Below are 13,816 nucleotides of genomic sequence, written 5' to 3' on the forward strand. Positions count from 1 at the left end.
ACGGGTGTCACCGCGGCGCCCTGCTGACCGATGTCATACGACGCCGGTGATCTCCGCCTCTGCTCCGGCTGCGGCCCTCGCGGGAGTATGTGAGCCATGACGAAACCGAAGAACTCCCCCGACTGGACTCTCGGCCTCTCCTGCGGCCTGGCCATGGGCATGGGGTTCGCCGCGGCCTTGAGCGATCTCCTCCTGGGCATCTCGATGTCCCTGTGCTTCGGCGTCGCACTGTCGTACGCGTTCGGGTCCCGCAAGCCGGAACCCTCCGCGGCCCCTCGTCCGTGAACCGGCGCGATGAGCGCTCAGTGCCTCCGCACCGCGATGCGGGTCGCCGACGATCCGAAAAGGTGAGCGAGGCTCGCGATCGGGTGGTGGCCGTCGGTCATGAACGAGTGACCGGCCTCCGGATAGATCGTGACGTCGTGGTCGACGCCGAGCGCCCGCAGATGCTCCCGCAACCGTTCGCCGTGCGAGCGGAAGCCTCGGTCACGGCCGCCGTAGGAGGCCACGACCGGGCGCACCCAGGCCTTCCTGCCGCTGCTGCGGCTCGGCCGCGCCGGAATCGTCGACGTCAGCGCCCCGACCGCGCGGGTCCCCTTACCGTTGTTGTCCGCGCTGTCCAGGAGCAAGGCCGCGCTCGGCGCGATGTCGGCCGCGCTCCGCCTGGAGCTGGCCGCCTGGAACATCCCCGTCATCGTCGTCGAACCCGGCAGCACCGCCACCGACATCTTCGCCAAGGCCGAGAAGAACGCCGGTGCGGCTCTCGCGCTGGCCGACCCGCAACAGGTGGCCCGCTACGCCCGCCACCTGGCCGCGGCCGCCAAGGCCCAGGCCGCCCTGCGCCCCGCGCCGCCGGACGCGGCCGCCAGGACCGTGCTCAAGGCGCTCCGGTCGGCCAACCCCCGGCGCCACTACGTCGTCCCGGGCGACGCCCGCCTCGCCGGGGTGCTCCAGCGACTCCCCGCCGGCCTGCGCGAAACCCTGATCGCCCGCACCCTCGGCCTGGCCAAGATCGGCGCGCAGTCATGAGGGCAATCGTGCTGGTGGGGGCCACCTCCGGGCTCGGCAAGTTCGCCGCCCGCCGGCTCGCGACATGACGTTGTCGGCTCCTTCGAGACCCTTGCCGGCGTACGGCTTGCGGTGCGCAGGGACGTACGAGTGCACGTGCTGAGATGATCAGTGCGTTGGTGGCGTAGAGGCGGGTGCTAGGTTGCGATGGCATGGCGACATCCTCCCGGCAGAAGCCGCCGTTCCTTCATGTGATCGATGATGAGTTCGTTCCGCCCGATCGGGGTGACGAGCAGCAGGGGCCTGAGTCTGCGGTTCCCGCGGGTGATCCGGACGAAGCGGTGCGGCTCTTCCACCACTACCGGCGGCTGATGGCGCAGATCGTCGGGCACGAGGAGGAACTCCCCGAGCCCGCGAGCGAGGACGACCTCGCCGCGTTGGAGGAGAGCATCGGCGTCTCGCTGCCTGCGGATCTCCGCGCGCTGTATGGCATCGCCGACGGTGACGGTGACCTTGTCAACCCGCTGTTCGACCGGCAGGAGTGGCTCCCCGTTGCTGAGATCGACGACCTGGATGACGAGTGGCTCGAGATCGCGCAGGAGTGGCAGCACGAACCCTGGCGCCGGACAGTGTTCGATGCCCAGCCCCCGAATGCCGTCCGGAGGTCGCCGCTGCGTCCGGGCTGGATCCGGTTCGCGTTCGACACCGGCGGCAACTGGCTCGCCGTGGACATGGATCCCGGGCCGCACGGACGTCCTGGGCAGGTCATCGCGGTCGGAGTTGACTACACGCAAGGGCCGGCGTACGTCGCTGACTCGGTGACCACGTTCCTGCGCCGTCTGGTGGAGGCGCTGGAACGCGGTGACTACCGCCATCACGACAAAAGCCTGTGGACCGACGCGGACCTGCCGGATCTGCCCACCGAGCACTCCAGGTACGGCGACGTCCGGCCCTCCCTCGCACGGGCCATGCAGGCCGGTCCACGTGTGCAGGAGGTCCGGGTGGTCGACGTGGAGGATTGCGCGTTCCTCGCCGCGATGCCCGAGGTGTATTCGCTGGCGCTGTCGAGCAAGGGTTCGCCCGACCTGACCCCACTCGGTGGTCGCCCGGTGGAGTATCTGGAGCTCGATGTGGAGTGGGTTGACCTGACAGTGCTGGCCCGAAGCCGGGAGTTGCGCTCGCTTTCGGTCACGTGCGGGCGGCCCGTCGAGTTGGCTCCGCTCCGTACGGTGCCGAACCTGTGGGCGCTGGACATCGCGGCGGCATCCGTCGCCGACATCGCCACAGTGACCGAGCTGAAGGGATTGCGGTACCTGGAGGTGACCCAGGACCAATGGCGGGAGCTGTCGGAACTCGGCGACCTGCCGTCGCTGGCCGTCGTCGGCGTCCACCCCCACCGCCCCGTACGCGACTGGCCGGTTTCGACTGCCTGGGTCACCACCTATGACGAGCCGCCTTCGCCCTGAACCGGCGCCTGAGTGAGCGATTCGTCCGGCTCACCCGACAGGAGATCGTCACCTTCACGGACGGCTCCACACCGACCGCCTACTTTCGAGCGCTCACGATTCTCGACGAGCAACGCAACCAGGGCGGACGTCACCGGCTCACGCGTGATCGTCGACTCCTCAAGCAGCCGCCGAAACCACCAGTCAAACCAAGCCCGGTCTCGGGCGCTGTCTATCAGCCGGTCCTTCCGACGATCAGGATGTTCGCGGGACTAAACGGTCTCCTGCGACAAAGCCGTCTGCTGGACAGGCCCTGCCCTCAGCAGAATCCGAACCTGCGGCACCCGCTTGAGGAGAGCTCGAGCCGTAGACGCGGATCTCGGCGCCCATGGCGGCCAGGCGGTCCAGGGCGAGGCGGTCGGTGGCGCCGATGTAGGTCGTGGTGACCACGCGCAGCCGGCCGCCGCGGTGAAGGAACTCGTCGATCGCCTCAGCCAGGACGCGTACACCGTTCCACTTCACGATCGCGCACAGCAGATCGACGTGGTCGGCGGAGGCCAGCTCGCGCTTGAGCTCAAGGCCAATCTCCGGCTGGACGCGGCCGTTGACCAGCAGCGCACTGCCGGTGAGGGGAACCGCCGGTCGCGGGCGAAAGCGCACCTGCCCGCCCGCGTCCCGGCTCCTGGCGACGCTCAGCAGCTCTGCGCGGCCTCCACTATCTCCTCCGGGGAGGCGGCCTCGGGCACCAGGTCGCCAAGGAGCCCGGCGACCCAATTGACGATCTCCACCTGCCGGGCCAGCCGCACCGCGTCGTTATCTCCCCGTACCGAGCGCAGAGCCCGCCGGGTGAGCGCGGCGAGGTGCCGGGCCAGGGTCTCGTGGGAGTCGGCGGGGTCCAGGGAACGCCGGTCGATCAGGTCGCGATCGGACACCGCACGCAGCAGGCCATCCAGCTCACGAGTGACCAGGTGCTGGTGGACGCCCGGCTGAAGATCGCTCACCTCGGCGACTATTGGGTGCGGCCGGCCACTGCGAAATACCTCATACCGGGGTCGGAAGATCGCCCTACACTGCGGTCGTGGACTGGATCGAGCGGGTCGCCGAGATCCGGCGCTGGAGCAGGGGCGGCGAACGTGCCCCGCACAAGCCGCTCCTTCTCCTGTACGCTTTGGGCCACTTCCAGCGGAACGGTGATCGGCCCATCCCGTTCAGCGCGGCCGAGGCCGAGCTGAAAAGGCTGCTCCAGGAGTTCGGCCCGCCCCGCGACACCAGCCCTGGCTACCCCTTCCACCACCTGACGAGCGACGGCTTGTGGCTGGTCGAGACCCGCCACGGGGCCGGTAGCCCGGGACCGGGGCTGGGCCGTCTGCGCGAGAGTCAGGCCGCAGGACGCCTGCATCCCGACCTCGCCCGCGCTCTGTCGGAGGAGTTCGGCCTGTTGGGGCGTATCGCCCGCCACCTCCTGGACGCCAACTTCGCCCCGTCTCTGCACCAGGATCTGTGCCTGCTGGCCGGCCTGGATTTGGAAAGCGCGGAAACCATCCCGGAGCTGAAGAGGCGCCGCGATCCCCGCTTCCGTGACCGGGTGCTCATGGCGTACGAGTACTGCTGCGCGTTCTGCTCCTACGACGGCTGGTTGGACGGCGCGGTGGTCGGGTTGGACGCGGCGCACGTGCGGTGGTGGGCCTTCGACGGGCCTGATGACGTGGCGAACGGGCTGTGCTTGTGCGCGATCCACCACAAACTGTTCGACAAGGGCGTTCTCGGACTGACCGGGGAGCACACGATCGCCGTATCGGCCAGGTTCGCCGGCCGCTCGCAGTCTTCCAGGGACATGGTGTTCTCCCTGGCGGGCCGGCCGGCCCGAGAACCTCAGCCCTGCCTGGACGCCGTCGAACAGGAGCACATCGGCTGGCACAGCCGTCAGGTCTTCCGCACGCCCGCGCGCGGCTGAGTGGCCGGTTGCGCCTTCGTGAATGTCGGCGTCAAACACCGGGGTCTCGGGCGGCTTTGTCCGCAGGTTCGGGGAAATGCACCGGCGCATGGTTCGCGATTCGCCGAGCAGGTCGCGGATCCGGCCGGCTCCGGCGTCGTCACGTACCCCACGCGGCGCTGTGGCGCGCCGTCGCCGAGGTCGACCGTCGCGGCCTCGGCGGGCGAGCCGACCGTGGACAGCTTGGGCACGATCGCCGCACCGAGTCCGTGCCCCACCATCCACATCACGACCCCGTCGTCCTCGACGGTGATGTCGCCGAGTGGGATCCACTCCTGCTGTGCCAGCCAGCGCCGGGGGTCACCCGAGCAGTTCTCATGTCAATCGGAAGCGAGCCCCTGACCGACTCATCGACTCGGCCCACTCCCTCTCCTCGCCCGGTTCACGGGATCAAGGCTCTTGGGAGCGGGTTGCAGCCGTCCTGGAACGCCACCGGGACGGCCGGACCGTCACCACCGTACGGGTAGCGTTCCGATGAAGCGGCCGAGCGCGCCCGCCAGCAGCCGGTGGTCGTGCAGCGACGGGTGCCAGTCACAGCCGAGCAGGTCGAGCCCGAGGGCGTCGTTGTCGTAGTGCAGCGCCGACATCCGCCTGTCGCCCTGGCTGTTGCGCTCCCGTACGACCTGCTCGACGATGTCCGCCAGCGGGGTGCCGGACATCGTCGGGTAGGTCAGCACGATGAACGTGCCGGGGCCGTACCGGAGGCGGAGCTTGGCCAGGAACCCCAGGTAGGCGGCCCGGAAGTCGGCGGCGAGCGCGGCGGTGTCGGCCCACGGCTCGCCGGGGTTGAGCGGGGTGGAGAAGTCGTTGATGCCGAGGCCGACCACGACGACCTGCGGCCTCCAGGTCTTGGGCGGCTGCCAGGCCGCGGTGCCGGCCGCCTGGAGGGTGCGGTCGTAGTACGTGCGGAAGTCGGTGCCGGGGCTGCCGCCGTTGTAGTTGCGTACCATGCCCAACCCGGACCAGGCCGTGAGCTGGTGGTCGGCGTTCAGCGTGCGGGCGGTGAGGGCGCCGAAGGCCTGGTCGGCGTTGGAGTCGGGGTTGATCCCGCCGCTCGCCGAGCAGTCGCGGCTGGTCGACATGTTGCCGTAGCCGGCGGTCCAGGAGTCGCCGATGAACTCGATCTGCCGGGCGCGGGCGGCGGGCGGGGCGAGGACGCGGCCCCCGGGCGCGGCGACGAATCCGCCGAACTCGCCGGGCGTCCACGGGCTCTCGGTCCTCTTGGCGAGGCGTACGGTGTGCACGCCGCCGCCGAGGCCGGTCACCCAGTGCGTGGTTCGGCCGGGCGTCCGTAGCGTGACCGGGGCGGCGCCGTCGATCTGGACGTCGTAGTCGTTGGCGGCGTCGTTCAGCTCGATCCCGACCCCGGTGCCCTGGAAACGGCCCTCAAAAGTGACGCCCGGCCAGGTGTAGCGCACGCTGTCGCCCAGGTCCTCGACGCGACCGGTGGTGCGGGCGTGGGCCGGGGTGTCGCCGGACGGGTCGGCGCACGTGACGCCCGCGACGGCCTCGTCCCCGGTGCGGGTGCCGGTGAGACCGAAGGTGGTGGACCTGCCGGGCCTGACGGCGCTGTTGTGGCGGGTACCGGTGACGGTCACCGTTCCCGTGGCGCCGGTGGCGACGCCGCTCCGCACGGCGCTGATCCGTACCCCGGCGGGCAGCGTCAGCGTGACGCGCCAGCCGTCGAGCGGGGTGGTGCCGGTGTTGGTCACGACGACCTTCCCGTGGAAGGCGCCGTCGCGGGCGGAGATCGTCCGGTACGCGGCGGCGCACGTGTTGCCTGGGGCGACCGCCCGGCCGGTGACGGGTGAGATCCTCCCGGCGCACAGGCCGCGTTCGCGCAGGTCGGCGGCGATCCGCGGGATGGCCTGTACGGTGTTCGCGGGCCAGTCGTGCATGAGGATCACGTCGCCGGACCGCAGCTGTCTGGCCTTGGCCGCGATCTGGTCGGCGGTGGCGTTGTTCCAGTCCTGGGAGTCCACGTCGGCGTTGATCTCGGTGAGGCCGTGCCGGCGCTGCACAGCGCGCAGCCCGTCGTCGGTCTCCAGGTACGGCGGGCGGAACAGGCGGGGCGTGGCGCCGGTGACCCGCGCGATGACGTCCTGCGTACGGGAGATCTGCGCGTCCTGCTGCTCGGCGGTGAGCTGCGTCATGTGGGGGTGGTCCCAGCTGCGGTCACCGATCCACATGCCGGCCGCGACCTGCTGTCTCGTCAGGTCCGGGTACGCCTCCACGTTCTGGCCGACGTTGAACATGGTGGCGCGCAGCCCGGCGGTTCTGAGGGCCGCCCGGCCCGGTTCTCACCGGCTCGCGGCAATGGGGACGTTAGGATGCCGGGCCGTCCGTACGGCCGCAGACGGGCAGGAGCGCGGCGAACGGTCGTCGGCGCGCTGCGAACGGTCGTTCCTCGCGCCTGATCCATGAAAGTTACTCGCGCCCGCCGCCGAGGCGTACTCCAGTGGCACGACCTGCAGGGAAAGGAGCCGAGCGGCGGAACGGCTCGAATACCGCACCGCCCGAATCGTTCAGCGGGAATGCGCAGAAAATGCCCAGACGGTTCCCGGGGCGATTATGGGCGGCACATATAGCCCGACGGTGATCGTGACATAGCGGAAATCTATCATTAACCTTGTCAAGGCTCCACGACGCGCAGAAAGTGAGGGGTGACCAGGAGGAACCACGACCGATGGAGGAACGGTGGACCGACCCGTCAGCGGGCTCCGGCGCGTCCGGCCGACGATCCGGCGCGCGTTATCCGTGGCTCTGGGAATTGTCATCATGGCATTTGTCGCCGTGCCGTCGGCCGCTGCGCCGGCGCTGCCCAAGCCGAAGGAATTCGTGTCGTACCTCGACCTCGAATGCTTCAAGACCGACCCGTACCAGCCGCCGGCCGTCGGGCTGACGCTGCGGCACCTCAACCCGGTCCTCGAAAGTCTGCCGATCGAGCAGATCACCCTCGGCGCGCGTGAGCAGTTGTGTGTGCCGGTCGCCAAGAACAACGTCATCCCGCCGCCCGAGGTACTGGACTTCATCAGGTTCGTCGACCTGGCCTGCTACCGGGTCCTCACCCCGGCGCCCGGCAAGGCGCTGGTGCTCAGCCATCTCAACCCGGTGCTGCAGGACCTGCCCCGTACGGAGATCGTGCTGGGCAGGGCGGAGCAGTTCTGCGTGCCGGTGGCGAAGAACGGCGTCGCGCCGCCTGCGGAGGTGATGCAGTTGGTGCAGCACATCGACCTGCTGTGCTATGGGATCACGCCGAACACGCCGATGAACCGGGCACTCAACCTCAGGCAGCTGAACCCGGTCCTGACCGACCGGATTCCCCCGGCGACGGTGCGGGTTACCTACGCCCGTCAGCTGTGCGTGCCGATGCAGAAGCGCGGAGACAACATTCCGCCGGAGGTGCTGGAGGTGGTGCGCTGGGTGGATCTGGAGAAGTTCGACACGGTCGCTCCGGCGATCACGCCGGTGACGCTGAGCCTGCGGCATCTGAACCCGGTGCTTGGGCAGTTGCCGCCGGAGCGGGCGACGCTCACCGGTGCCGTGCAGCTGGGCGTGCCAGTGGCGAAGAACGGCCAGACACCGCCGGGGTGAGCGTGCTGCCGGTGAGGTAGGTCCCGGCCGGGCGTTCAGCAGGGGCCGGCCGGGCGTACGGGGCCGGTCAGCCCAAACCGCTTGGACGCCCCCCGCTGGGACATGTCCTGAAGATCTTGGTGGGTGAGCCGGCATGAGCCGGCTCACCTTCTTGACAGGGCATGGTGGGGACGAGAGTCCAGATGCCGTTGGTGTGGGGCCCGAGGTCGATCAGGCGGCGGCGCGGTGGTGGAGTCGGCGATGTGCAGAGATGCGTACTTTCGTTGGGCCAGTCGGGCATGACGACCTCGATGGTCATGTGCAGGCCGCCACCCAGGAGTCCGGGGATCTGGATGGCAATGGCCATGCTGGTTCTGGAACAGGGCCACGCGCCATGCGCCGCCCGGTGACGCAGGTGACGACGCCGTGTCCCTGATGAGAGGTCACGAGGATGAGGTCTTCGCCCGAGTCCGGGTCCGGGCCGAATCCGACGCCGGTCAAGCCGCCGACGGCAGAGTTCTCTGCGGGGTGAGTATGATCGCCCAGATCGTCGGTCGAGGTGGTGACTGCTTTGCGGGGTGGCAGGCGGCGTGGACCAGTGGTGGTTGTGCTCGGACTGGTTCTGGCTGCGGCCTACGTGGCTGGTCACTACCTGGCCGTGCGGTATGCCGTCGAGCAGGTGAGCGTCGAGATACGTCTGCAGAGGATGGACGTGACCGCAGACGACAAGTGGCTGGCCGCAGAGCGGATCTCCACGGTCGAAGACACGGCCTACCTGCTCGAAGAAGCGGCTGATGTGCGGGAAGAGGGTCATGTACGGGGTTACCTCGTCGCCCTCGCGGCGGTTTGCTTGATGTGCATCGGCATCCTGCTGCCCAGGTTGAAGGGACGGGCCCGGACTGTCCTGGTGGTTGTGGCCGGTGTCGTTTGGGGGCTCTATCCGGTTTCCGCTGTTCTCACGTTCGCCCAATGGGTTTTTCTCCACATGGGAGACGGCGGCGCGACCGGCTTCAACGAGGAATACGCCGACTGGCTTCCTCGCATGCTGCTCGTCTTGGTCGTAGCCGCAGCGCTGCAGGCGATCGGCCTGGTCATGCAGGCTCGCCGTAGGCCGGTGGAGCCGACGCCATGAGCCTCTGACCGCCAGGCCACTCACGGCTCATGGCCCGCCTTCCTTCCTCGATATGCCTCACATCGGGCGGGATGAGGCCCGCCTCCAAGCACACCATCGGTGGCGGCTCCTGGACGGACGGCGGTGCGCGCGGATGGGGGTCCCGCCGACACCGAAGGCCGGCGGTACTTGCTCGCATCGCGTTGCGGTCACGCCACTGGGCGTTGGTGACCGGTGAGGAGCCCAGGGCTCCGGTGTCCGGAGATATCACATCATGCCCGGAGGCCTGCGATACTCCAGGAACCATGAGAATCGTGTGGGCCGTCTGCGTCCTCGTTCTGGCGGGCTGCACGGCCGCCCCGGCGGGCACCGTACCGAAGACACCGGCAGCGAGCACGGCCCTTTCCGCGTCGCCCACGGCGAGCGGCCCCGGCGATGAGGAGAGTTCCTCTGACGACAGTGACGCCACGGTGCTGGATGTGGCGGTGGTGGGTCCGGACGTGGCCTGGGCGGTCGGCTATGCCGTGCCAGCGGAGGACGAGCCGTCCGGCGGGGTGATCTTGCGCATGGACCGCGATGGGTGGCGGCGGGTCGAGATGCGGTTGCACGAACGGTTCCCGGGCGCGATCTACTCCGTTGTGTCAGGCGTGGACGCCGGCGGATCGGACGAGGTCTGGGCGGTCGGCGACATCGGGGACGTCGACGAGGACTCCAGGGATGTGCGGCTCCCCTTCGCCCTGCGCTGGGACGGGCAGCGCTGGAGGACGTTCAGACCTGCCCAGCTGCCGAAGGTCGGCGCGTTGACCGACGTCGCTGTGGACGGTTCGCGGGCGTTCCTTATCGGCAGGCGTGGGGAGGGCGAGAGGTCCGTCCCCGTCCTTGTGACCTGGGACGGCAGGCGTTTCGGTAAGCGGGATCTACCGCGCGGAGGCAGATTCCACGCCGTGGACGCCGGAGCCGGGCATGTGTGGATCGCGGGCAGTTCGTCCAGCGGACGATGCGTAGGTGCGCGCCCGGCGATTTGGCATAGTGCGGGTCGCGGCAGCGCGCCGGTGGAGATGAGGCTGCCCGTGTCCGGCCGCGGCACGCTGCGGCACATCTGGCAGAACGGGCCGTCCGATGTGTGGGTCGTGGGCGAGCGTGGCGCCGCGGGGGACTGCGACGAGTACGGGACAGGCGCACCGCTGATCCTGCACTGGAACGGCAGCTCTTGGAAGCAGGTCGCCCCGCCCAAGTGGAAGGGCTCGCTGTACGGCGTCGCCGCCGTCGGTGAGGACGACGTGTGGGCGGTGGGCTACGAGCAGGACGTGACATCCGAGGTCACGCTGCTGCACTACGACGGGCGGCGGTGGAAGCGCAAGGCCGGGTACACCGAGGGCGGCAGGAACACCTTCGGCCTCGCCCGGGTCAACGCCGACCTGCTGCTGGCCGCCGGGAGCCGCTGAGACGTCTGACGACGTACAGCGGTTGTGGCGAACATCGCCACGTCCTTCACGGAGCATGAAGTCCGCCGGTTGATGCGCTCCATGCGCCCGTGCTCGTGCCCTGCAGGGGCCTCAACCAAGGAGCGCTCTTTGAGGACGAATACCTTCCTTCCGCCGGCCATGGGACCGCAGCAGAGTAGGCCGCGGATCCATGAGCGAACGGGCTGCAGAGCCGCGTGAGCGGGCCCCGTCCAGCCGTTCTCGCCGAGTGCCCGCCGCTCTCGTAAGCTCGTGCTCGCATTGGTACAACCCGCCGAGGAAAAGTCTTTCATTCGTGTCTTTCTCACCGGCGGAAGTGGTTTCGCCGGGCAGCTTCTGATCCGCCCGGAACACTCGAACCGTGATCCATGCAACGGTGCGATCACGGCATGTGTGCCTGATTCTTGATACTGACCCCAGTCGACGCCCGACCCGCGACCCGGCCGGTGGCTGGCTATCTGATCACGCGCTTCTGCGCGTCGGCCAGGCGCGAGTTCCCGGTCGTAAACGGGGTTGGTTTGCTCGCCGAGGGCGACCAGGCCGCGGATCGTGCTGCCTTGCTCGGATGGTGGGCAGTCGCAGCAGGGCGTGGGCGTCGGTGCATGCTCGGTCAATCCCTACCGACGATGCAGCTGCGAAGCGGCGGATCAAAAGCTGAACGCTGATGTGTGAGCGAATTCCATAAGCGATCCACCGGGGTGTCGAAGTTGGCATTCCGCAGGGGACTTGTACGTACACCCGCCAGAGACGCGATCGCCTGATCGCGGCGGCTGTGGCGGACGGGTGACCGCCGAACGAGTCGCCTCTGGCGTGATGTCCCGGGCCGTCGTGGATGTGGTCACTCGTCGGTGTGCGGCGATGGGGGGCGGTTCTCCGGCTGCGCGTCTATGCCGGTGATCAGCAGGTCGATCACCTGGTTGAAGTAGTCGTTGTCGGTGGCGAGGGCGTCGGATTCCGATATGGCGGTGGCGAGGGCCTCTTCGTGCCGGTCCGGGTCGTTCTGGCGCGTCTGGCGCATGGAGACGGCGGTGGCGGCCGCGCCCAGGATCTGGTTGGAGAACGCCCGGATCGCCACGGCTTGGACCTCCTCGCTCTTGCCGCATTCGTGCAGGGCGGTGATGATGCGCCGCGCCAGGGCGGCCGCGTTCGGACCGATCAGGGGCCGGGAGCCGGCGAACTCCGCCGCCCAGGCATGCCTGGTCAGCGCCGCGTAGAACCGGACGGCGGTCTGCTTGAGCGCGGCGCGCCAGGGCACCTCCGGGCCGGGCAGCGCTGCGGCGGCCTCGGTCAGGATTGCGTCCACGGCCAGGTCCACCAGGTCCTCCCGGCGCTGGACGTACCAGTAAAGGCTGGTGGCGTGCACGCCGAGCTCCGCGGCGAGCTTGCGCATCGTCAGCGCGGGAGCGCCCTCGCGATCCAGTAGCGCGATCGTGGCGGCGACGATGCGGTCGCGGCTGAGCACGGGCTCGGAGCGGCGGCCCCGCGGCGGGCGGGTGAAGACGCTGTCGATGTGCTGCTCGGAACGTGGATCGGTCATACCCGACAGTGTACTGGGTCTCATACATTGTCGGATTCAATCCAACAGTGTATGTTTCTGGGCGTCGCAAGATCGTCGTCTTCGCGTATCAGGCGACGCGCCAGTTCACCTGACAGAGAGAGCCGGTATGACCACCGCATCCGCACGCCCCGCCACCCCTGCCGCTTCCGGCGGCTACCGAGGCGACCTGATCCTGTTCATGACCATCGCCTTCGGCGTGAGCTGGGCGTCCTGGGCGGTGGCGATCGGGCTGGGCGGGCCGTCTGTGACCCCGCTGGCGGGCCAATTCCACCTTTTCGGCGCCTTCGGACCGCTGATAGGCGCCCTGGTGATCCGCGTCCGCCGTGGTCGCCGCGGCCGGCCCGCCCCCGAACACTCGGTCCGCTTCCGCCCCGCGGACCTGGCCTGGGCACCGCTGCTGCTGGTGGCGGCCTCCGCCATTGTGCTGGCCGCCGCCTTCATCTCCCACGCCGCCGGAGGTCCCGCCCCCAGCCTGGACGGCGCGCTGGACGTGATCGCGGGCTTCGGCGGGCCCGCGACGTTCCTGGTCGGCCTGATCATCGGCGGGCCGCTGGCGGAAGAGCCCGGCTGGCGCGGCACCGCCTACCCCAGGATGCGCGCCACCCAGGGTCGCTTCCTGGCCTCCCTGATCCTCGGAGCGCTCTGGGCCGTGTGGCACCTGCCGCTGTTCTTCATCGGCGGCACCGTCCAGAACAGCCTCGGCGCCACCACCCCCAGCGGTGTCATCTTCGCTGCCAGCTCCATTCCCATGGCCATGCTCTGCTGCTACGCCTACGAGCGCGGCGGCGTCCTCACCTCCATCGCCGTGCACGTCGCCACGAACGCCACTATGGTCCTGCTCGACGTCCAGCAGCCCGTCACCCTCGCCCTGATCATGGGTATCCAGGCCGTCGCCGCCGCCGCCCTCCTGGCCACCACCCGGCCCGCCAACCGGCCCACTGCGGCCACGACGTCCCCACTCGACAGCGCCCGCACCCATTGATCCTTCCGCAGTCCCGCCCGACCGGGGCAGACGGGTGGGGCGGCGACGTGGATGCAAGCGTTAGTCGGCGGCGTCGAGGACCTCGCGCAGCTTGCGGGCGAAGGACTCAGACCGGCCCGCGTAGCCGTACTCGCCGCCGACAAAGCCACCGCGGTGGCTCGGGAAGACCGTCGCCTCCTGTCCGAGCAGTTCGGCGGTCGCCGGCGAGGTGCGTCCAATGCAGGTGCCCTTGGATTCCTCGCCCACGGCGATCACGATCCCGGTCGGCGCCGCGGTGAGCGCGTCGATGTCAGCCGGTAGCCGCTGACCGCCCACGACCGGTCGGAGAGTAGCGGACCGTCACCGGAGCCGTCATCCTCGGACGGCATCTCGACTATGGCAGGATTCGGCGACGGCTGGGCGAAGTAGGCGTCGGTGTACTCGGTTCTCGTAGACGTCCCGGACGCCGGCGGGGGCACGCTCGGCGGCCTGGGCGTCGGGGAGCACCGGTATGAGCGGCAACCTGTATCGACACGAACTATCACGTTCCGTCACCACAAAAGTGGGCCAGAGCCAGTGAACCTATTTCAGGCTCCGCATCGAGTGCCCTGGTCACAGCATGATCGCAAGTCCGAGGTTAGCCCCATGACGCAGCAGAGCTCCTGGTAGATGGGTTGATCACCACAACCACGCCCATCACAACC

Annotated in this window: 14 protein-coding genes and 1 pseudogene; 8 read left to right on the forward strand and 7 right to left on the reverse strand. The window is 69.2% G+C overall.

Features of this window, described 5'->3' with window-relative positions; translation table 11 throughout:
• Positions 1-96: 96 nt before the first annotated feature.
• Complete coding sequence (locus E1295_RS20040; protein WP_132631855.1) at positions 97-285, forward strand: hypothetical protein; 189 nt, start codon at positions 97-99, stop codon at positions 283-285.
• Positions 286-302: 17 nt separating this feature from the next.
• Here the strand turns inward: E1295_RS20040 and E1295_RS48795 are convergent, their stop codons facing one another.
• The gene (locus E1295_RS48795; protein WP_166427314.1) at positions 303-521 is read right to left on the reverse strand and encodes a dienelactone hydrolase family protein; all 219 of its coding nucleotides are present in this window, start codon (positions 519-521) and stop codon (positions 303-305) included.
• A 40-nt stretch (positions 522-561) separates the two neighbouring features.
• Here E1295_RS48795 and E1295_RS20050 point away from each other — a divergent pair, with 40 nt between their 5' ends.
• Positions 562-1,029: an SDR family NAD(P)-dependent oxidoreductase gene (locus E1295_RS20050; RefSeq protein WP_246080153.1), complete on the forward strand. Its 468-nt coding sequence runs from the start codon at positions 562-564 to the stop codon at positions 1,027-1,029.
• Positions 1,030-1,220: 191 nt separating this feature from the next.
• Positions 1,221-2,474, forward strand: coding sequence for an SMI1/KNR4 family protein (locus E1295_RS20055; RefSeq protein WP_132631858.1), 1,254 nt, complete (start codon positions 1,221-1,223; stop codon positions 2,472-2,474).
• 234 nt (positions 2,475-2,708) lie between these two features.
• On the opposite strand, the gene E1295_RS20060 is transcribed toward E1295_RS20055, so the two are convergent.
• Positions 2,709-3,113, reverse strand: a complete 405-nt coding sequence (locus tag E1295_RS20060; protein ID WP_132631859.1) for a phospholipase D-like domain-containing protein — start codon at positions 3,111-3,113, stop codon at positions 2,709-2,711.
• 32 nt (positions 3,114-3,145) lie between these two features.
• The gene (locus E1295_RS20065; RefSeq protein WP_132631860.1) at positions 3,146-3,454 is read right to left on the reverse strand and encodes a hypothetical protein; all 309 of its coding nucleotides are present in this window, start codon (positions 3,452-3,454) and stop codon (positions 3,146-3,148) included.
• Positions 3,455-3,531: 77 nt separating this feature from the next.
• On the opposite strand from E1295_RS20065, the gene E1295_RS20070 reads away from it, so the two are divergent.
• Entirely contained in the window at positions 3,532-4,407 is an 876-nt protein-coding gene (locus E1295_RS20070; protein ID WP_132631861.1) for a phosphorothioated DNA-binding restriction endonuclease, read from the forward strand.
• A 488-nt stretch (positions 4,408-4,895) separates the two neighbouring features.
• Here E1295_RS20070 and E1295_RS20075 read toward each other — a convergent pair whose 3' ends face one another.
• Together E1295_RS20075 and E1295_RS51905 are read right to left on the reverse strand one after the other, a co-directional pair.
• The gene (locus E1295_RS20075; RefSeq protein ID WP_181958016.1) at positions 4,896-6,344 is read right to left on the reverse strand and encodes a cellulose binding domain-containing protein; all 1,449 of its coding nucleotides are present in this window, start codon (positions 6,342-6,344) and stop codon (positions 4,896-4,898) included.
• Between the two features lie 108 nt (positions 6,345-6,452).
• Positions 6,453-6,719 (reverse strand): annotated as a pseudogene (locus tag E1295_RS51905) (polysaccharide deacetylase family protein); the annotation flags it as partial.
• Between the two features lie 424 nt (positions 6,720-7,143).
• On the opposite strand from E1295_RS51905, the gene E1295_RS20080 reads away from it, so the two are divergent.
• From E1295_RS20080 to E1295_RS20090, 3 genes are all read left to right on the forward strand, one after another.
• Positions 7,144-8,040 (forward strand): hypothetical protein, encoded by an 897-nt coding sequence (locus E1295_RS20080; RefSeq protein ID WP_246080151.1) that lies wholly within the window; start codon positions 7,144-7,146, stop codon positions 8,038-8,040.
• Positions 8,041-8,620: 580 nt separating this feature from the next.
• The gene (locus E1295_RS20085) at positions 8,621-9,151 is read left to right on the forward strand and encodes a hypothetical protein (RefSeq protein ID WP_132631863.1); all 531 of its coding nucleotides are present in this window, start codon (positions 8,621-8,623) and stop codon (positions 9,149-9,151) included.
• Positions 9,152-9,435: 284 nt separating this feature from the next.
• Entirely contained in the window at positions 9,436-10,575 is a 1,140-nt protein-coding gene (locus tag E1295_RS20090) for a hypothetical protein (protein ID WP_132631864.1), read from the forward strand.
• 856 nt (positions 10,576-11,431) lie between these two features.
• Here E1295_RS20090 and E1295_RS20100 read toward each other — a convergent pair.
• Positions 11,432-12,130 carry a TetR/AcrR family transcriptional regulator C-terminal domain-containing protein gene (locus tag E1295_RS20100; RefSeq protein ID WP_132631866.1) on the reverse strand — a complete coding sequence of 233 codons (699 nt, stop codon included), beginning with the start codon at positions 12,128-12,130 and terminating at the stop codon, positions 11,432-11,434.
• 127 nt (positions 12,131-12,257) lie between these two features.
• Between E1295_RS20100 and E1295_RS20105 the strand changes: the two genes are divergently transcribed.
• Entirely contained in the window at positions 12,258-13,133 is an 876-nt protein-coding gene (locus E1295_RS20105) for a CPBP family intramembrane glutamic endopeptidase (RefSeq protein ID WP_220448804.1), read from the forward strand.
• A gap of 60 nt (positions 13,134-13,193) precedes the next feature.
• Here the strand turns inward: E1295_RS20105 and E1295_RS20110 are convergent, their stop codons facing one another.
• Positions 13,194-13,448, reverse strand: a complete 255-nt coding sequence (locus E1295_RS20110; RefSeq protein ID WP_132631867.1) for a hypothetical protein — start codon at positions 13,446-13,448, stop codon at positions 13,194-13,196.
• Between the last annotated feature and the right edge of the window lie 368 nt (positions 13,449-13,816).

This window comes from Nonomuraea mesophila (assembly GCF_004352805.1).
GTDB classification, from domain to species: Bacteria; Actinomycetota; Actinomycetes; order Streptosporangiales; family Streptosporangiaceae; genus Nonomuraea; species Nonomuraea longispora.